This window comes from Nocardioides zhouii, assembly GCF_004137345.1.
GTDB lineage: Bacteria > Actinomycetota > Actinomycetes > Propionibacteriales > Nocardioidaceae > Nocardioides > Nocardioides zhouii.
In genome coordinates, this window is record NZ_SDWV01000005.1 from 162,318 (window position 1) to 179,524 (window position 17,207).

Genomic DNA, 17,207 nt, shown 5'->3' on the forward strand with positions numbered 1-17,207 from the left:
GGCGAACGTTAGTTGTCGTCCGGCCGCAGGGCGCCGTTGTCTCGCAGGTCAAGCGCGGTCTGCAGCGCCGTCGCGGTGTTCTCCGCGCTGTGGGGGTTCTCGGGGTCGTGGGCCGCCGGGCCCCAGGCGTCGGGATAGAAGTCGTACATGGATCTCACTCCTACAAGTGATGTGGGGTGAGTTCGAAGCTGCCGACACCGCGGCGGGTGACGGAGCGGGAGTGCGGGGATCGCCCACGGCCCGGCTGCCGACCGACAGGGCTGCGGATCACGCGTGAGTGGCGGACCCGCCGCAGAGGCGGCAGCGTCGAACTCGACTGAGTTCAGAAGGCCGGCGGCGGAACCTCGTCAACGCCGAACACCGCGACGAGGTGGCCTTCTGTCAGGCCCCGCCGCGGCGAACGATAAGTACGAGGACGTTCCGCATGGTGAAGAAACTGTACGACCGCTGGGCGGACGCGCGCATCCAGATTCCGAAACGTGTCAGATCGTGAGACTGCGGCCCGCGACCTGAGACCACGCCCGGGAGATGACACACTCGGCGGTCTCATGTCTGCTCCCCCCGATCTCCCCGACGTCGTCCAGCGCGCCTTCGACGTGTGCCGCTCGGCCGGCTACGTGTCCTTCTGCCGCAACGAGACCGGCCGGCTGCTCGCGACCCTCGCGGCGACCCGCGGCGGCACGATGGCCGAGTTCGGCACCGGGTGCGGCGTGGGCACGGCGTGGCTGCGCAGCGGCGTACGCAACGGGGCGCACATCCTGACCGCCGAGCTCGACGAGTCGCTGGCCGGCGCGGCCGCGAAGATCTTCGACGACGACGCCAAGGTCGAGGTGCTCGCCGCCGACTGGAACGTGCTGCGCGACCGCGGGCCGTTCTCCCTGCTCTTCCTCGACTCCGGCACGCCCTCGGAGGTCGGTGTCGACCAGGTCGTCGACCTCGTCGAGCCGGGCGGCATCGTCGTGCTCGACGACTTCGCGCCCTGCGAGTCGTGGCCGCCGATCACGTACGGCCGGGTCGACAGCCTGCGCGAGCAGTGGCTCACCGACGAGCGCTTCACCGCGGTCGAGGTCATGGTCGCCGCCGACGCCTCCGCCGTCATCGCCACCCGCCGCTGAACCGGCCATGACCGCGCTCGCCGTCGCCGCGCCCAACCAGGCCGCGGCGGATGCCGCCGAGGACGTCGCCCGCGCCGGTGGGACGGCGGTGGACGCCGCGATCGCCGCGGCCCTGGTCGCGATGGTCAACGAGGTCGGCCTCGTCTCGCTGAGCTCGGGCGGCTTCGTGACCGTGCAGCCCGCGGCAGGCCCGGCGTACGCCGTCGACGGCTGGGTCGACCGACCCGGTCTGGCTCGCCGCGACGACGCTCCCGCGCCGAAGACGTGGGACGTCGCGACCGCGTACGGCGGCGGCGTCACGATCACGATCGGTCCGGGCTCGGTCGCCACCCACGGCTCGCTCGCGGCCTTCGGCGAGGCCCACGCCCGCGACGGCCGGCTGCCGTGGCGCGAGCTGGTGGCGCCGGCGATCGATGTGGCCCGCGGCGGGTTCCGGTTGGGCTCGGCGTCGACCTACTACCTGCGCTACGTCCACGAGACCGTCTTCGGGTGGGACGCCGAGAGCCACCGGGCGCTCCACGACGCGGACGGACGACTGACCGAGGAGCGGGTGGTCGTCGCCGACCTCGCCGCCACCCTCGGGGTGATCGCCGCCGAGGGTCCTCGGGCGCTGCACCAGGGGGACCTCGCCGACCGGCTGGCGCGCGACGTGCAGGAACGCGGCGGGCTGCTCGGCGCGGCCGACCTGGCGGCGTACGCCCCCGTGGTGCGCGCGCCGCTCACCACCCGCGTCGGCGCGTGGAGCCTGGCCACCACACCTCCCCCGTCGGTCGGCGGCGTCGTGGTCGCCTCGATGCTGCGGCTGCTCGACGACCGCCCGCGCGGGAGCTGGGACGCCGACGACGTCGCACACCTGGTGCGGGTGCAGCGCGCGGTCCTTGGCCACAGGCGTGACGTGCTCGAGTGCGCGGACGACCTCGACGCGGCCTCCCGGGCCTGGCTCGACCGGGTCGACGCCGACCATCGCGCCGTCCTCGAGTCGGGATCCACCGCCCAGGTCTCGGTGACCGACGCCGACGGCGCGGCCTGCTCGATCACCGTGTCGTCGGGCTACGGCGCGGGCATGATCGCGGCGGGCACCGGCATCTGGCTCAACAACTGCCTCGGCGAGCAGGAGCTCAACCCGCCGGACCGCCGCGTCGCACGCGGGAGCCGGCTGCTCTCCAACATGGCGCCCACCGTCGGCCGCCACGACGACGGCTCGACCTTGGCGATCGGCTCGCCCGGGGCGGACCGCATCACGACCGCGATCGTGTCGTCGCTGGCGGGTTTCGTCAGCGGCGGCCTCGGCCTGGCCGACGCCGTCGCTCACCCCCGCGTCCACGTGCACCGCGCGGGGCTGCCTGACGAGGACGTACGGGTCGAGGACGAGCTGTCGATGTACTTCGGTGGGGTGGGCGCCGCTCTCACCTCTCCCGACGGACGCCTCGAGGCGGTCGCGGACCCGCGCCGGGACGGCGTCGCCCGGATGGTCAGCTCCCCGGACGGATGAGCCCGGCCTCGTAGCAGAAGATCACTGCCTGGACGCGGTCGCGGAGACGCAGCTTGCCCAGCACGCTGCTCACGTGGGTCTTCACGGTGGCCTCGCTCACCAACAGCTCTGCAGCGATCTCGCTGTTGGACCGGCCGGCCCCCAGGAGCCGCAGGACGTCCAGCTCCCGGCTGCTCACTCGTGCGAGCTCGACCGGCACCGTCGTGACCGGCGTCGAGGCGAACAGCTCGATCACCCGTCGGGTAACCCCCGGAGCCAGCAGGGCGTCCCCGCGGGCCAGGGTCCGGATGGCATCGACCAGGTCCTCGGCGGGCGCATCCTTGAGCAGGAAACCACTCGCACCCGCGCGCAGGGCGTCGAAGACGTAGTCGTCGAGGTCGAAGGTGGTGAGCACGAGCACGCGCGTCCCGGGGAGGTCCTGCAACAGCAGCCGGGTCGCTTCGATCCCGTCGAGCTCGGGCATCCGGATGTCCATGAGCACCACGTCGGGCGTGGTGCGGCGGGCCACGGCGATCGCGTCGAGTCCGTCGACCGCTTCGCCGACCACGCTGATCTCGTCGTGCTGCTCGAGGAGTGATCGCAGGCCGGAGCGGATCATGCCCTGGTCATCGGCGATGACGACCGTGATCACGACAGGCTCGGTTCGGCACTCATCGGGAGCCTGGCCGTGACGGCAAAGCCGCCGCTGGCCGGTTCCTCGGCGGTCAGCGTGCCGCCGTACATCGCCACCCGCTCCTGCATGCCGACCAGGCCATGCCCAGGACCGCTGTCCGACCGTCGACCGTGCCCGTCGTCGTGGACGCGGATCTCCACGTGCGTGGCGGCGTAGCGCACCAGCACGTGGGCGGTGGCCGGCCCGGCGTGCTTGAGCGTGTTGGTCAGGGCCTCCTGGACGATGCGGTACGCGGTCAGGTCGAGGCCGGGCGGAAGGTCGATCGGGTCCCCCTCGATCACGACCTCGACGGGGAGACCCGCCGACCGGGTCCGTTCCACCAGCCGGGACAGCTGGTCGAGACCCGGTTGCGGCGCCAGCGGGGGCCGGTCGCCGGGCGAACGGAGGACGCCGAAGAGTCGGCGCAGCTCGGCCAAGGACTGGCGGGCGGTGGCCTCGACGGCCTTCAGGTCCTCGATGTCGCGGTGCAGCTCGGGTGGCAGACGACGGCGTACGGCCTGGGTCTGCACCGTGATCACGCTGATCGAGTGGGAGATGACATCGTGCAGCTCGCGGGCGATGCGGACCCTCTCCTCCGCGACCGCCTGCGCCCGCCGTTCGGCATCGCCCTTCTGGATCGCGGCCACTTCGACGGCGTAGTCGTCCGCGCGGCGGGTCTGCTCGCGGACGAGGCTGCCGACCACCCACGCACCGCCGTAGAGTACTGCGACGGCGGCCAGGTCGGCCGGCTCAGAGCCCTCGAGAAGCAGGCCGAGAAAGGCCGGACCGACCGCGAGCAGGAGCCCGACGAGGGCTCGGCGGCCCCGGGTGACGAGCCCGACGGTGTAGGACGCCACGACCATGGCGGCGAACAGGACGAACGGCGTGTCCGGACGACCGCCGATGAGGATTCCTCCCAGCGCCAGTGTGACCGCGAGCAGGGGAAGCTGCCGACGCCACGCCAGCCCCATCATGACGACCGCGGTGACCACCACATGGATCCAGGGCTGCACGTCTGTCGGGCCCGTCGCCGCCTCGACGAAACCGCCAGTGGCCAGGGCGGACGCCAACCCCAGGTCGAACCACGAGGGTCGGACAGGTCGGGGGAACACCCGCCCACCGTAGAGCCGCGGGATCGTTGTCGCCTCGGCTTTGCGGCTGATTGCGACGTCTCGATGTTCGGCCGCGAGGAGGATGGCCGCGGCCCGTCCCGGCCGATGTCCTCGAGCCGGACTGCCCGTGATGGTGGAGCCATGACGACCTCACACAGCTCCATCCGGACCGACGCCCACACCGATTCCCACCACTCCCCCCATGCCTGGGCGTGGTGGGGGGTGCCGGCCGGTCTCACCGGACTGACCGGCAACTTCGTCGCCAGCCACGGCAACCTCAGCGAGGTCGACGCCGCCGAGGCCGTCGCCTCGGTCACCCGCACGTCGTACCACCTGGGCACCGTGCTCGGCATGGTGTCGTTCGTCTGCCTGCTGCTGTGCGCGGCGGGCTGGCGACGCTGGGGCGCGACCCGCGGACTCGCGCAGCAGGCTGTCGGAGCGGGCCTCACCGTCACCGCGACCCTCGTCCTCCTCGGAACCGGACTGCGAGGAGCCCTGGCGGAGTACGCCCCTGGCGGCATCAACGACAACAACTTCGACGACGCGGGGCTCTACTCGCTCTTCGTCCTCCACGACACCGCGCCGTGGTTCGCCTGGTGGGGCGTCCTGATGATGGCTGCCGTGGTGGCCTTCACGTCCCTTGCGGGACAGGACTTCCCGCGCTGGCTGGGTGTGCTCAGCATCGCCGCCCTGGCAATGCCGATCGTCGTGATGGCCGGTTCGGGAGCCGTGGCCGCGGCGGGGTTCATCGGCCCGATCTGGCTCACGGTCTTCTCCCTCGTCGTGGCGCTCCGCGGGAGCGGCACCGGCCGGGACTGACGCCTCGGCTTAGATGTGGCGCATGGACGACGCGCTGCTCACGGTCCGCGGCATCACCCGCCGCTTCGGCGACCGGACGATCCTGTCGGGCGTCGACCTCGACGTCGCCGCCGGCGAGGCGGTCGGCGTCGTCGGACCCAACGGCAGCGGCAAGTCGACGCTGCTGCGGTGCATCGTCGGAGCGGACGAGGCCGACAGCGGCGAGGCGACCCTGGCCGGGCGGGTGTTCGACGAGCGGCTGCCGGAGATCCGCCGCGACCTGGCCGTCGTCATGGATGACATCGACTTCTTCCCCGACCTGTCGGTCGTCGAGCACCTCGACCTGATGGCCCGTGCCCACGGGCAGCCGGACGCCGAGGAGATCGTCAACGGCGTGCTCGCCGAGGTCGGGCTGATGGAGGTCTCCGGGCAGCTGCCGTCGACCCTCTCCTCCGGCCAGCGGCGTCGGCTGGCCCTGGCCAGCGCGTTCGTCCGGCCCCGGCTGCTGCTGGTGCTCGACGAGCCGGAGGCCCGCCTCGACGTCGACGGCGTGCAGTGGCTCGGCACCAAGCTCCTCGCCGAGAAGGCCGCCGGTCGCGGTGTGCTGCTCGTGAGCCACGACCCGGTCCTGGTCGACCGCGTGTGCGACCGCGTCGTACGCCTCGGGCCGGACGCGGCAGATGGCTGAGGCACCTGCGGTCGAGGTGCCGACCGCCCGCGAGGTGCGCGCCGAGATCCGCGACTGGCGCCGCGGCCGGGCCGAGCTGCGGTGGGGGGAGGTCCTCTCCGACGGCTACATCGCCCTCTTCTGCGTGGCGATGATCGGCGCGATGGGCGGCAACGTGGTCCTCACGCTGCGCCGCCTCGCCGACGACACCTGCGTCGGCGCGTGCAGCGACGTCCGTACGGCCGTCCCGTGGCTGGTCGCCCTCGCGGTGGCGTTGCTGGCGCTGGGCCTGGCGCGACTGCTCGGACCGGTCTTCAGCCCGCCCGCCGCGAACGCCTGGCTCCTCAGCAGCCCCGTCGACCGTGGAGCCCTGCTGCGACCGGGATGGTGGCGCACCGCCGGTCTCACCGTCACGCTGGCGGGGCTGGTGCTGCTGGCGCCGGCGGTGCTCGGTGGCTTCTCGCTCACGGAGGGAGCGGTGTTCCTGCTGGCGGGCGCCGCGACCGCGCTCGCCTGCGTCAGCATCGCCGCGCTGTCCCAGGTCCACGAGGACCGGCGGTCCCGCTGGCTCACCTGGGCGATCACGGCCGCGCTCTGGTTGGCCTTGAGTCTCTCAGCGACTCGAGGTGCAGGAGCGGTGCCGGGCGTGCCGATCGGCGCCGGACTCGCGGTCACCGGACTGGCCGTCCTCGCCGCCTGCGCCATGTTCTGGCGTTCGCGGCTCGAGCTGGCCCGCGTCCCGCGCCGCGTGCTGGGCTACACCGAGCACCTCTCCCCCAGCCTCTCCGGCGCCCTGTCGTCGGTCGACCTCGGACTGATGTACGACGTCCTGCTGGCGCGCCGCTGGGGTCGCGGGGCACATGTCCGGAGCCGCACCGGCGGGCCGCTGGGGTGGTGGGCGCTCGTGCACCGCGACCTCCTCCGAGCGGTGCGCACACCGCAGCCGTTCGTGCTGCTCGCCGGGCTGGTGCTGGTGCCGTACGCCGCGGCCGGCGCCGGCGCGGGCCGGGCGGTCGTGCTCGTGACGACGCTCCTCGGGCTGCTCGGCGGGCCCGCGATGTGTGCGGGCCTGCGCGTCGTCGTACGCACCCAGAGCCTGGCGCGGATGCTGCCGCTGCGGCGGCAGTCGCTGCTCCTCGCCCACCTGGTCGTGCCGGGAACGGCGCTCCTGCTCTTCGCGCTCGCGACCACGTCGACGCTGCTGCCGACGCACCTCGCCGGGGAGGCGGTCAACGTGTCGGTCGCGTGCTGGCTGTCCTCGCTGGCCGCGACGGTGCGGTGGGTGACCGGGAAGCCGCCGAACTACGCCGCGCCGATGGTGAGCACGCCGGCCGGTGGGGTGCCGACCGGGGTGTTCGGCAGCCTGGCGCGCGGCTTCGACGTCTGGGCGTTCACCGCGTTGCCGCTGATGTTCGGCACGGGCGGGGTGCTCGTGTCGACCGCGATCAGCGTCGGCGTGATCGCCTACCTGGTCCGCGACTCCGCCGACTGAGGCGCCATCACGTCGACGGTCAGCCACGGCAGCATCAGCTGCGTCAACGGCCCGATCGCGAGGGCGTACACGACCGTGCCGACGCCGAGCTTGCCGCCGAGCAGCAGGCCGATGACGACGACCGCGACCTCCAGCCCGGTGCGCACCAGCCGCAGCGACAGGCCGGTCTTGCGGGAGAGCCCCGTCATCAGGCCGTCGCGCGGTCCGCGACCGAGCTGGGCGCCGATGTAGAGCGCGCTCGCCAGGCCGCACAGCGCGACGCCGCCGACCATCAACGCGATCCGGGCCGCGAACGCGTCGGGCTGGGTGAGCACCGCGAGCGTGGCGTCGGCGGAGAACCCGACGACGAGCGCGTTGCTGATCGTGCCGAGGCCCGGCATCTCCCGCAGCGGGATCCACAGCACCAGCACCACGAAGCTGAACAGCACGACCGCCTGGCCGAGGGTCATCGGCACGTGGCGGATGAAGCCCGAGTGCAGCACGTCCCACGGCGCGAGGCCCAGGGCGCCGCGCACCATCATGGCGAGCGAGACGCCGTAGAGGAACAGCCCGACGTAGAGCTGCGGCAGGCGCCGGGCGAGCCGGCCGGCCCGCAGCTGCTGCAGCGGGCCGAGGTCGGTGAGGACGCCGCGCGGTGCGGTGGAGTCCAGGTTGGCGTCCAGACCGGAGTTCAGGGGGGTGCTGCTGCTCATGGCTCCATCATGCCGCTGAGTGGCCTTGTCCGACATAGCCAATCGTGGAACAGTGGCCTGCATGAGCCGCCTCGTCAGTGCCCAGCGCGTATCCACTCTGGTCGGCGACTTCCCGCGCTCCCCCGCCTACGTCGGCCTCGCCGACAGCCTGCGGGTGCTGATCGGCGACGGGCGCATCGGCATCGGCGTACGCCTGCCGAGCGAGCGCGAGCTGACCGGCGCCCTCGACGTGAGCAGGACGACGGTGACGCGGGCGTACGAGGTGCTGCGCGAGTCGGGGTACGCCGAGGCGCGGCGCGGCTCGGGCACGTTCACCACCGTGCCCGGAGGTCAGCGCCGCGCACACGACCGCGCGCTCATGCCCGGCATGGGCGGCGACGACGTCATCGACCTCAACAGCGCGGCGCACTCGGCCCCGCCCGGCCTGGTCGAGGCCTACCAGCGCGCGACCGAGGAGCTTCCGGCCTACCTCAGCGGTCCCGGCTACTTCCCGCTCGGCGTGCCCGCGCTCCAGGCGCGGATCGCGGCGGCGTACGACGCCCGCGGCGTCCCGACGGTGCCCGAGCAGGTGATGGTCACCGCCGGCGCGCTCGCGGCGGCCTCGGTCGTCGCGCAGGCCTTCACCGCGCCGGGCGACCGGGTGGTGGTCGAGTCACCGACCTACCCGAACGCGACGCAGGCGGTGCGCCACGCCGGCGCGCGGCTGGTGCCGGCGACCGTCGACCCCGACGGCTGGGACCTCGACGCGCTCGGCGCCACACTGCGCCAGACCTCGCCGCGGCTGGCCTACCTGATCCCCGACTTCCAGAACCCGACCGGGCACCTGATGTCCGACGCCCAGCGCGAGGAGCTCGCGGGCATCCTGGCCCGCACCCGGACCGTCGTTGTCGCCGACGAGGCCCACCAGGCGCTCGCGCTGCGACCCGGGCTCGCCGCCTCGATGCCGCGCCCGCTGGCGGCGTACGCCGACGACGCGATCACGATCGGCAGCGCGAGCAAGTCCTACTGGGGCGGGCTGCGACTGGGCTGGGTCCGCGCTCCCCTGGCGCAGATGGACCGGCTGATCCACGCGCGCATCGGGCTCGACCTGGGTGCGCCGGTCTTCGAGCAGCTGGTGCTCGCCGACCTGATGGACCGCGCCGACGAGATCCTGCCCGTGCACCGCGAGCGGCTCGTGGCCGGGCGCGACGTGCTGGTGGCCGCGGTCCTCGAGCACCTGCCGGAGTGGACGTTCCGGGTGCCCGACGGCGGGCTGGCGCTGTGGTGCGAGCTGCCCGAGGCGCTCGGCACCGCCACCACGGTCGAGGCGGAGCGGCGCGGCGTGGTGGTCGCACCCGGGCCGCTCTTCGCGGTCGAGGGCGGGCTGGACCGCTTCGTCCGGATCCCGTGGACCGCCTCGGCCGAGGACCTCACCGAGGCCGTACGCCGCCTCGCCGCGGCGTGGGACCACGTGTCGTCCCACTCCGGTCGGAACGCAGACCGACCGGCGACGCCCGGTGCTGGTCTGCAACGGGGGGCCGCCGGCCGGGTGATGGTGGCCTGAGGGCCGCGTCGGGGTGCGTCAGGACAGGTCGACGGCGCGCACCGAGACCGCCTGCATGGCGGTCTCGATCTGGGCCAGCGTGTCGGCCGGGATGGCCGAGTCGACGCTGAGCGCGACCAGCGCGGCGCCGCCCCGGTCCTGCCGCGAGACCTGCATGCCGGCGATGTTGACGTTGGCGTCGCCGAGGATCCCGCCGATCGTGCCGACCATTCCGGGGCGGTCCTCGTAGGTGAAGAACGCCAGGTGCGTGGTGGGCTCGATGTCGACGTCGAAGCCGTTGACCTCGACCAGCCGCTCCTTCTGCGCGAGCCCGACCAGCGTGCCGCTGACCGAGACCTGGGTGCCATCGGCGAGCGTGCCGCGGAGGGTGATCAGGTTGCGGTGGTCGGGGCTCTCGGAGTCGGTCACCAGGCGCACCTCGGTGCCGCGCTCGGCCGCGAGGAGCGGCGCGTTGACGTAGGAGACCTGCTCCTCCACCACGTCGGCGAAGACACCCTTGAGGGCCGCCAGCTCGAGCACCTTGACGTCGTACTCCGTGATCTCGCCACGGACCTCGACGTCGAGCTGCTGGGCAACCTCGCCGGCGAGCGCGGTGAACACGCGGCCGAGCTTCTCGGTGAGCGGGATCCCGGGACGTACGTCCTCGGCGATGACGCCGCCCTGCACGTTGACCGCGTCGGGGACGAGCTCGCCGCTGAGCGCGAGGCGCACCGACCGGGCCACCGAGACGCCGGCCTTCTCCTGGGCCTCGTCGGTCGAGGCGCCGAGGTGGGGCGTCGCGACGACGTTGTCGAGCTCGAAGAGCGGGCTGTCGGTGCAGGGCTCGCTGGCGAAGACGTCGAGGCCGGCGGCCGCGATCTGCCCGGTCTTGAGCGCGTCGAAGAGGGCGGCCTCGTCGACGATGCCACCGCGGGCGGCGTTGACGAGCACGAGGCTCGGCTTGGCCGCCGCGAGCTGGTCGGCGCCGATCAGGCCCACCGTCTCGGGGGTCTTGGGCAGGTGGACGCTCATGAAGTCGGACTCGGCGAGCAGGGTGTCGAGGTCGACGAGGCGGACGCCCATCTGCGCGGCGCGGCCGGCCTGCACGTAGGGGTCGTACGCGATGACCTTCATCCCGAAGGCGCTGAGTCGCTGCGCGACCAGCACGCCGATGCGGCCGAGGCCGACGATGCCGACGGTCTTCTCGTAGAGCTCGATGCCGGTGTACTTCGAGCGCTTCCACTCGCCGTTGCGCAGCGCAGCGTGGGCCGGGCTGATGTGGCGGGCGGCGGCGAGCATCAGGGCGACGGCGAGCTCCGCGGCGCTGACGATGTTGGAGGTCGGGGCGTTGACGACCATGACGCCGGCCTGGGTGGCGGCCTTCACGTCGACGTTGTCGAGGCCGACACCGGCGCGCGCGACGACCTTGAGGCGGGTCGCGGCGGCGAGCGCCTCGGCGTCGACCTTGGTGGCCGAGCGGACCAGGATCGCGTCGACGTCGACGATCGCCGTCAGCAGCTCGGCTCGGTCGGCGCCGTTGCAGCTGCGGACCTCGAAGTCGGGTCCGAGCGCCTCGATCGTGGCGGGGCTCAGCTCTTCGGCGATCAGTACGACGGGCTTGGCGTGGTTCACAGCGTGTTTCCTCGAAGAGATCGAAGGGGGTGGGGACCGCACGACGCTGTGCGGCAACCACTCTACCTGCGACGTCCGGACCAGAGCCGGGTGTCCCACCTTTCGGCGACGAGGTCGACGTCTCTGGGTTCTCAGATGGTGGACACAGGGGTACGTCCGTGTCATCGGCGGTCGGTCTCCTCCTTAGACAACCCCCTCGACTCCAGGGAGAACCATGAAGATCACCACTGCTCACAAGGCGGCCGCCAGCAGCTTGGCCGCCATCGTGATCGCCGGATTCGGCCTCGCGTCTGCCAACGGCCTCGACGGTGACTCACCCACTCCGGCCGAGGACGCCTCCACCGGCACGACCGGGACGGACGACGCGGACGACGAGGCCGAGGACGCTGACGCGGACGACGAGGCCGAGGACGCTGACCCTGACGACGAGGCTGACGACGACACCGTGCCCGACAAGGGAGACAAGGGAGACAAGGGAGACAAGGCCCACGACGAGGGCCAGGACGAGTCGGCTGACGAGGCCGAGGTCGAGCCCGCCGACGACGCCGACGACCAGGGCGAGGCCGACGACGACCAGGACGAGGCCGACGACCAGGACGAGGCCGACGACCAGGACGAGGCCGACGACCAGGACGAGGCCGACGATGACCAGGGCGAGGACGACGACCAGGACGAGGCCGACGATGACCAGGGCGAGGACGACGACGGTCACGAGGACGAGTCCGACGACTGAGACCTCCGACGTCGTGGGGCCGGCTCCGGACGGTACCGGCCCTACGATGCCGCTGATGGGCGAGCTCGTGATGGAGGACCTCGAGTCGATGACCGCGTCGGCCGCGCGCGGTGACACGACCGCGCTCCGAGGGATCTACGAAGCGCTCTCGCCCCGCATCTGTGGCTACCTCCGGATGCGCGGGTCGGAGGATCCGGAGGGCCTCACCAACGACGTCTTCGTGAAGGTGCTCCCCCGGGTCGCTGAGGTCGCCGGCGGCTACCGGGGTCTGCGGGCACTGACGTTCACCGTGGCTCACGGCCTCCTGGTCGACGAGCTGCGTCGCCGCGACCGACGGCCCGCGATGCAGTCCTACGATCCGACCGTGGACACCCGCGTCCAGCCTTCCGCGGAGCAACAGGCACTCGACCAGCTGGGCGAGGGCACGGCGCTCACGCTGCTCGACCTGCTGCCCGAGGACCAGCGATCGGTGATCCTGCTGCGTGTGCTCGGTGACCTCACGGTCGACGAGACGGCCACAGCCATCGGCCGCAGCCAGGCAGCGGTCATGAAGACGCAGGCCAGGGCACTGACCACGTTGCGCAGGCTGCTGGACAGCGACAGGCGACGACCCAGAACCAGCCGCGATGAGGTGAGCCATGAGCACGGACATGCATGAGGACACGATGGGCGAAGCGCTGGATGATCCCGCGTTCGCGGGACTCGTCACGAAGCTGCGCGACGTCGCCGAGCAGCCGGCACCGCCGGTGGGGCCGGAGCTCATGGCGGTCCTCGCCGGAGACTTCCCCGACGGCGTCGCACCGCTCGCGGCCGCCCGCGCTCGTCGCCGGCGTTCGGCATCCGCCGTGTTGATCAGCGTCGTCTCGACCGGAGTGCTTGCCGGCGGCATCAGTGCCGCGGCCGCCGACGAGCTGCCCGCGCCGATGCAGCGGGTGGTCGCGAGGGTGGTCAACACGATCACGCCGTTCGAGATCCCCGACCGTGGCCTGCGCGAGCATCGGGACCGCGATTCCGACGAGCGCTCGGTGCCTCCGGACCCCGCCGAGCCCGAGGTGCACGTGACGGTCCCCCGCGAGGTGGCACCGCCGGCGCCCACTCCACCGACAGCTCCGGACACCACGCCGACCGACGCGACGTCCGGCACGCAGGAGGACTCACGCGGGGACGAGGACTCCGCCGAGCAGGCTGAGGAGGAGACCAACGGGGCCGGGGAGGAGATCGAGGAGCCCCGAGAGGGATCCGGCGAGGCGACCGAGGAGCCACGCGAGGAGTCCGGCGAGGGGGACGGCGACGACGACGACCGCTCCGGCGAGGACGGGGACGGCGGCGAGGACCGGGACGGCAGGGATCGCAGTGAGGACTGACGATCGTCACTCGTGAGGTCGAGTGCGAAGCCCCCGTGGTGACCACTACCGCGAGCGCACTCGACTCGGCAGGCTGAGGCCATGGGCGCGATGGAGGATGCCAAACGGCTCGAGCCGGCCGCGGTCGAGGAGTGGACCACCTGGCTCCGCGAGCACCACACGCAGACCACCGGCGTGTGGCTGGTGAGCCCCCGCAAGGCGGCCGAGCGGGCCTTCTCCTACGAAGCGGCGGTGCTCGAGGCGCTTCGCTGGGGCTGGGTCGACTCGACGGTGAAGCCCGTCGACGAGGTCCGCTCGATGCAGTGGTTCGCCCCTCGTCGGCCCGGCAGCATGTGGACCCGGATCAACAAGGGTCGCATCGCGCGCTTGGAGGCGGCCGGCCTCATGGAGCCCGCCGGCGCCGCCGCCATCACCGTCGCCAAGGAGACGGGCATGTGGACGCTGATGGACGACGTCGAGGACCTCGTGGTCCCGCCGGACCTGGCGTCCGCGTTCGAGCGCCACCCGGGCTCGCACGAGCACTGGGAGTCGTGGTCGGCGTCGGCACGGAAGATGATCCTCACCTGGATCGTGCTGGCCAAGCGGCCGGAGACCCGCGCCACCCGCGTCGAGACGACCGCCGAGAAGGCCGCGCGCGGGGAGAAGTCGCAGCCCTAGCGACTCAGACGGCGCAGCCGTCGGGGCCGCACGCGTCACCGCCGCCGACCATCTCAACGATCGGGTGGGAGTCGGCCCACGCCTTCTCCAGCACCTGGGTGAAGACCTCGGTCGGCTGGGCGCCCGAGACGCCGTACTTCTGGTCGATCACGAAGAACGGAACCCCGGTGGCGCCGTACGCCTGCGCCTGCTCGACGTCGGCACGCACGTCGGCCTCGAACTCGCGGGAGGCCAGGACCTCGTCGACGCGTACGCCGTCGAGACCGGCGGACACGGCGACCTCACGCAGCACGGCGTGGTCGGCGACGTTGCGAGCCTCGGTGAAGTAGGCCTCGAGCAGCGCCTCCTTGACCCGGCCCTGCAGGTCGGCGCCGCCCTGGTCGTGGGCGAGGTGGATCACCCGGTGGGCGTCGACGGTGTTGAGGTGGAGCGTCTGGGACAGGCGGTAGATCAGCCCCTCCTCGCCGGCGACGGCCTCGACCCGGTCCTGCATCTGCTTGGCACCCTCGGGCGACTGGCCGTACTTCTTCGCCAGCATCACCGAGGTGCTCTCGGTCGGCTCGGTCGGCGCACCCGGGTCGAGCTCGTACGAGCGCCAGTGCACCTCCACCTCGTCGGCGTGGCCGAACTCGGCCAGGGCGTTCTCGATGCGGCGCTTGCCGATGTAGCACCACGGGCAGACGACGTCGGACCAGATCTCGATCTTCACGACGGCCCCAACAGCGGGCCCGGCCCCCGTGTTCCCTCAGGCCTCCTGGTGGGCGACCGTACGACGCCGCAGCAGGTAGCCGCCGACGAGGCCGATCACGAGCGCGACGAGCACGCCGACGTTGGCGAACGCCCAGGTGCCGTCCTTGCCGCCGAGCCCCAGCGGACCGAGGAGGTAGCCCTGCCAGTTGTTCCACGAGGCGTCGTCTGCGAAGAGGTTGACCACGAGCCCCCAGCCGACGACCGACGCGACGGCCATGGTACCGATCGCGGCCCGGTCGAAGGCGCCGTAGCGACCGGACGCGTCGAAGAGGGCGTCCTCGTCGTAGTCGCGCTTGCGCAGCGCGAGGTCGGCGATCATGATCCCGGCCCACGCCGCCAGCGGGACGCCGAGCGTGATCAGGAAGCTCTGGAACGGATTGATGAAGTTGTCGGCGAAGAAGACCACGTAGATCGTGCCGATCGTGAGCAGCACCCCGTCGACGGCGGCCGCCTGCGGGCGCTTGAGCTTCACGCCGAGCGAGAGCAGCGTCAGACCTGAGGAGTAGATGCCGAGCACCGCTCCGCTGACCAGTGACAGGATCGCGGCGAGGAGGAACGGGACGAGGAACCAGGTCGGCAGGAGGGTCGCCAGGGTGCCGATCGGGTCGCCCGCGACTCCGTCGAGGATCTCGGTCGACGACCCCGCGAGCGCCAGGCCGAACAGCACCAGCACGACGGGCGCGAGGGCACCGCCGAGGGTGTTCCACACAACGATCGAGGGACCGGAGGCGGTGCGCTTCTGGTAGCGCGACCAGTCGGCGGCGATGTTGATCCAGCCGAGACCGAAGCCGGTCATCACCATGACGAGGGCGCCGATCACGGCCTGCGTGGATCCGGACGGGATGTCCATGACCGCGGAGAAGTCGATCTCGTCGAGGGTCAGCACCATGTAGAGCACCGTGACGATTCCGGTGATCCAGGTCAGCACCGACTGCATCCGCATGATGATGTGGTAGCCGGCGACGCTCGCCGAGACGACGAGGGCCGCGACCACGACGGCGGCAACGACCTTGGTGCCCGTGCCCCCGCCCCAGCCGAGGCGGGTGAAGATCGTCGACGTGGCGAGCACCGCGAGGATCGCGAGGAACGTCTCCCAGCCGATCGAGGTCAACCACGAGATCACGCCCGGCACCTTCTGGCCGTTCACGCCGAACGCCGCACGGCTGAGGATCATCGTCGGCGCCGAGCCGCGCTTCCCGGCGATCGCGATCACGCCGCAGAGCAGGAACGACACCACGATGCCGATCACCGAGACGACGACGCTCTGCCAGAAGGAGATGCCGAAGTAGAGGACGAACGAGGCATAGCTCAGGCCGAAGACCGACACGTTGGCCGCGAACCACGGCCAGAACAGGTCCTGGGGCCGGGCAGTGCGCTCGGACTCCTCGATGATCTCGATGCCCGTCGTCTCGACGCCGAGCCGGCGGGTCTGCTCGAGGCCCGAGCCCGTGGTTGCTGTGTCGCTCATGGCTCAATCGTCGCGCACCGGCGGGCCGGGGACCAGCACCCGTGGGGTGGTGGACTCAGCCGCGGCGCTCGACGAGGCCGGTGACCGTGCCGAGGGCGCCCTCGACCGGGCCGCGGCGCCACGGCTCGCGGCGTACGACGAGGCGCCACGCGGCGGTCACGACGAGCGACCCGACCAGCAGGACGGCGAGGTTGGTCCACGAGTCATCGGCGGCGCCCGGGTGCAGGACTCGGACGTCGTACGCCAGCCAGAGGATCGGGAGCGCGTACAGCGTCAGGGTCATCGCACCGACAGCGGCCAGCCCGCCCACGACCCGTGCGGCGCCAGTGCGGTCGAGCGCTCGCGCGGCGGCAAGACCGACGAGGCACACGCCCGTCGCGACGAGCGCGTCGAGCCCTGTCTCCTGCAGGGTCCCCGAGTAGGGCACCAGGTCGACCAGCCCCTTCTGCTCCGCTGCGAGCGCCGCCGCCGCGAGGACAAGCATCGCGGCGCCGAGGACGCCGGGCGCCACGACTGACCGGGCGCCCCGACCCGTCACGAGGTGGCGGGCGACGAGGATGCCCAGGGCGGCGTACGCCACCATCGGCAGCAGCCGGTAGGGACCGCCCCACGCGAAGCGGGCGAGGTCGGAGGTCCAGCCCTGGCCCAGCATCACGTCGGTCGAGGTGTGCTGCACGAGCAACGTTCCGACGACCGGCGCGGCGAGGCCGACGCCCGCGAGCACGAGGTCGGGCAGTCGGGCGAGGAGGGAGGCCACGACCACCAGCACGCCGAGGTGAACCAGGACGATGACGACCTGCGCCTCCGCCCGTTCGAGCGCCAGGCCGAGGCCGACCAGGGCGAGCCCACGCACCACGACTGCGGCCCAGTGGCCAGTGCCGGTGCGGCTCGAGCCCAGCTGCGCGCCGACGCCGATGAGGAGTGCGAAGAGCGGCATCGTGAGGTACTCGCTCAGCTCCAGCACGTGCGCCGGTCCGGGCACTGGGGCGACGTGGGCGACGTACATCGAGGCCAGCGCGAGGAAGCGCACGACGTCGACGTCCGCGCGGCGCTCGCTCATG

18 protein-coding genes are annotated in these 17,207 nt (G+C 72.2%); 10 read left to right on the forward strand and 8 right to left on the reverse strand.

The features are described 5' to 3' along the window. Nucleotides 1-8: 8 nt before the first annotated feature. Nucleotides 9-149, reverse strand: coding sequence for a hypothetical protein (locus EUA94_RS22080; RefSeq protein WP_165356824.1), 141 nt, complete (start codon nt 147-149; stop codon nt 9-11). Between the two features lie 399 nt (nt 150-548). On the opposite strand from EUA94_RS22080, the gene EUA94_RS06870 reads away from it, so the two are divergent. Together EUA94_RS06870 and EUA94_RS06875 are read left to right on the forward strand one after the other, a co-directional pair. Continuing rightward, a complete protein-coding gene (locus EUA94_RS06870) occupies nt 549-1,115 on the forward strand; it encodes an O-methyltransferase (RefSeq protein ID WP_129425999.1) in 567 nt (188 codons plus the stop codon). A gap of 7 nt (nt 1,116-1,122) precedes the next feature. Further along, nucleotides 1,123-2,607, forward strand: a complete 1,485-nt coding sequence (locus EUA94_RS06875; protein ID WP_129426001.1) for a gamma-glutamyltransferase — start codon at nt 1,123-1,125, stop codon at nt 2,605-2,607. Here the strand turns inward: EUA94_RS06875 and EUA94_RS06880 are convergent. Beyond that, entirely contained in the window at nt 2,588-3,238 is a 651-nt protein-coding gene (locus EUA94_RS06880) for a response regulator transcription factor (RefSeq protein WP_129426003.1), read from the reverse strand. The genes EUA94_RS06875 and EUA94_RS06880 overlap by 20 nt on opposite strands. Next, nucleotides 3,235-4,371 (reverse strand): sensor histidine kinase, encoded by a 1,137-nt coding sequence (locus EUA94_RS06885; protein ID WP_129426005.1) that lies wholly within the window; start codon nt 4,369-4,371, stop codon nt 3,235-3,237. The genes EUA94_RS06880 and EUA94_RS06885 overlap by 4 nt, the downstream gene beginning before the upstream one ends. 141 nt (nt 4,372-4,512) lie before the next feature. On the opposite strand from EUA94_RS06885, the gene EUA94_RS06890 reads away from it, so the two are divergent. From EUA94_RS06890 to EUA94_RS06900, 3 genes are read left to right on the forward strand one after another with little or no spacing between them, the layout of a single operon-like run. Beyond that, the gene (locus EUA94_RS06890) at nt 4,513-5,190 is read left to right on the forward strand and encodes a hypothetical protein (RefSeq protein ID WP_129426007.1); all 678 of its coding nucleotides are present in this window, start codon (nt 4,513-4,515) and stop codon (nt 5,188-5,190) included. Nucleotides 5,191-5,212: 22 nt separating this feature from the next. Further along, nucleotides 5,213-5,857, forward strand: coding sequence for an ABC transporter ATP-binding protein (locus tag EUA94_RS06895; protein ID WP_129426009.1), 645 nt, complete (start codon nt 5,213-5,215; stop codon nt 5,855-5,857). Further along, nucleotides 5,850-7,328: a DUF6297 family protein gene (locus tag EUA94_RS06900; RefSeq protein WP_129426011.1), complete on the forward strand. Its 1,479-nt coding sequence runs from the start codon at nt 5,850-5,852 to the stop codon at nt 7,326-7,328. The genes EUA94_RS06895 and EUA94_RS06900 overlap by 8 nt, the downstream gene beginning before the upstream one ends. On the opposite strand, the gene yczE is transcribed toward EUA94_RS06900, so the two are convergent. Next, entirely contained in the window at nt 7,301-8,020 is a 720-nt protein-coding gene (gene yczE, locus EUA94_RS06905; RefSeq protein ID WP_129426013.1) for a membrane protein YczE, read from the reverse strand. The genes EUA94_RS06900 and yczE overlap by 28 nt on opposite strands. A 61-nt stretch (nt 8,021-8,081) precedes the next feature. On the opposite strand from yczE, the gene yczR reads away from it, so the two are divergent. Continuing rightward, complete coding sequence (yczR, locus tag EUA94_RS06910) at nt 8,082-9,563, forward strand: MocR-like transcription factor YczR (RefSeq protein WP_129426014.1); 1,482 nt, start codon at nt 8,082-8,084, stop codon at nt 9,561-9,563. Between the two features lie 18 nt (nt 9,564-9,581). On the opposite strand, the gene serA is transcribed toward yczR, so the two are convergent. After that, nucleotides 9,582-11,174: a phosphoglycerate dehydrogenase gene (serA, locus tag EUA94_RS06915; protein ID WP_242494715.1), complete on the reverse strand. Its 1,593-nt coding sequence runs from the start codon at nt 11,172-11,174 to the stop codon at nt 9,582-9,584. Between the two features lie 214 nt (nt 11,175-11,388). Between serA and EUA94_RS22085 the strand changes: the two genes are divergently transcribed. From EUA94_RS22085 to EUA94_RS06935, 4 genes are all read left to right on the forward strand, one after another. Further along, entirely contained in the window at nt 11,389-11,907 is a 519-nt protein-coding gene (locus tag EUA94_RS22085; RefSeq protein ID WP_165356825.1) for a hypothetical protein, read from the forward strand. A 55-nt stretch (nt 11,908-11,962) separates the two neighbouring features. Next, nucleotides 11,963-12,565 (forward strand): RNA polymerase sigma factor, encoded by a 603-nt coding sequence (locus EUA94_RS06925; RefSeq protein WP_165356826.1) that lies wholly within the window; start codon nt 11,963-11,965, stop codon nt 12,563-12,565. Beyond that, nucleotides 12,546-13,271 carry a hypothetical protein gene (locus tag EUA94_RS06930; protein ID WP_129426020.1) on the forward strand — a complete coding sequence of 242 codons (726 nt, stop codon included), beginning with the start codon at nt 12,546-12,548 and terminating at the stop codon, nt 13,269-13,271. Before EUA94_RS06925 ends, EUA94_RS06930 begins: the two co-directional genes overlap by 20 nt. An 81-nt stretch (nt 13,272-13,352) precedes the next feature. Beyond that, on the forward strand, nt 13,353-13,928 hold the full coding sequence (locus EUA94_RS06935) for a YdeI/OmpD-associated family protein (RefSeq protein ID WP_129426022.1): 576 nt from the start codon (nt 13,353-13,355) through the stop codon (nt 13,926-13,928). Between the two features lie 4 nt (nt 13,929-13,932). On the opposite strand, the gene EUA94_RS06940 is transcribed toward EUA94_RS06935, so the two are convergent. Genes EUA94_RS06940 through EUA94_RS06950 form a run of 3 tightly spaced genes read right to left on the reverse strand, consistent with a single transcriptional unit; the run spans nt 13,933 to nt 17,206 of the window. Next, nucleotides 13,933-14,637, reverse strand: a complete 705-nt coding sequence (locus tag EUA94_RS06940; RefSeq protein WP_129426024.1) for a DsbA family oxidoreductase — start codon at nt 14,635-14,637, stop codon at nt 13,933-13,935. A gap of 36 nt (nt 14,638-14,673) precedes the next feature. After that, on the reverse strand, nt 14,674-16,146 hold the full coding sequence (locus EUA94_RS06945) for a purine-cytosine permease family protein (protein WP_129426026.1): 1,473 nt from the start codon (nt 16,144-16,146) through the stop codon (nt 14,674-14,676). Between the two features lie 55 nt (nt 16,147-16,201). After that, nucleotides 16,202-17,206, reverse strand: coding sequence for a hypothetical protein (locus EUA94_RS06950; RefSeq protein WP_129426028.1), 1,005 nt, complete (start codon nt 17,204-17,206; stop codon nt 16,202-16,204). Between the last annotated feature and the right edge of the window lies 1 nt (nt 17,207).

Excerpts from the sequence above, each read along its gene's own strand:
- EUA94_RS06870 (WP_129425999.1), top strand. The coding sequence starts at position 549 with ATGTCTGCTCCCCCCGATCTCCCCGACGTCGTCCAGCGCGCCTTCGAC.
- EUA94_RS06950 (WP_129426028.1), bottom strand. The coding sequence starts at position 17,206 with ATGAGCGAGCGCCGCGCGGACGTCGACGTCGTGCGCTTCCTCGCGCTG.
- yczE (WP_129426013.1), bottom strand. The coding sequence starts at position 8,020 with ATGAGCAGCAGCACCCCCCTGAACTCCGGTCTGGACGCCAACCTGGAC.
- EUA94_RS06895 (WP_129426009.1), top strand. The coding sequence starts at position 5,213 with ATGGACGACGCGCTGCTCACGGTCCGCGGCATCACCCGCCGCTTCGGC.
- EUA94_RS06875 (WP_129426001.1), top strand. The coding sequence starts at position 1,123 with ATGACCGCGCTCGCCGTCGCCGCGCCCAACCAGGCCGCGGCGGATGCC.
- EUA94_RS06925 (WP_165356826.1), top strand. The coding sequence starts at position 11,963 with ATGGGCGAGCTCGTGATGGAGGACCTCGAGTCGATGACCGCGTCGGCC.
- EUA94_RS06945 (WP_129426026.1), bottom strand. The coding sequence starts at position 16,146 with ATGAGCGACACAGCAACCACGGGCTCGGGCCTCGAGCAGACCCGCCGG.
- EUA94_RS22080 (WP_165356824.1), bottom strand. The coding sequence starts at position 149 with ATGTACGACTTCTATCCCGACGCCTGGGGCCCGGCGGCCCACGACCCC.
- EUA94_RS06930 (WP_129426020.1), top strand. The coding sequence starts at position 12,546 with ATGAGCACGGACATGCATGAGGACACGATGGGCGAAGCGCTGGATGAT.
- yczR (WP_129426014.1), top strand. The coding sequence starts at position 8,082 with ATGAGCCGCCTCGTCAGTGCCCAGCGCGTATCCACTCTGGTCGGCGAC.
- EUA94_RS06890 (WP_129426007.1), top strand. The coding sequence starts at position 4,513 with ATGACGACCTCACACAGCTCCATCCGGACCGACGCCCACACCGATTCC.
- EUA94_RS06900 (WP_129426011.1), top strand. The coding sequence starts at position 5,850 with ATGGCTGAGGCACCTGCGGTCGAGGTGCCGACCGCCCGCGAGGTGCGC.
- EUA94_RS22085 (WP_165356825.1), top strand. The coding sequence starts at position 11,389 with ATGAAGATCACCACTGCTCACAAGGCGGCCGCCAGCAGCTTGGCCGCC.
- EUA94_RS06935 (WP_129426022.1), top strand. The coding sequence starts at position 13,353 with ATGGGCGCGATGGAGGATGCCAAACGGCTCGAGCCGGCCGCGGTCGAG.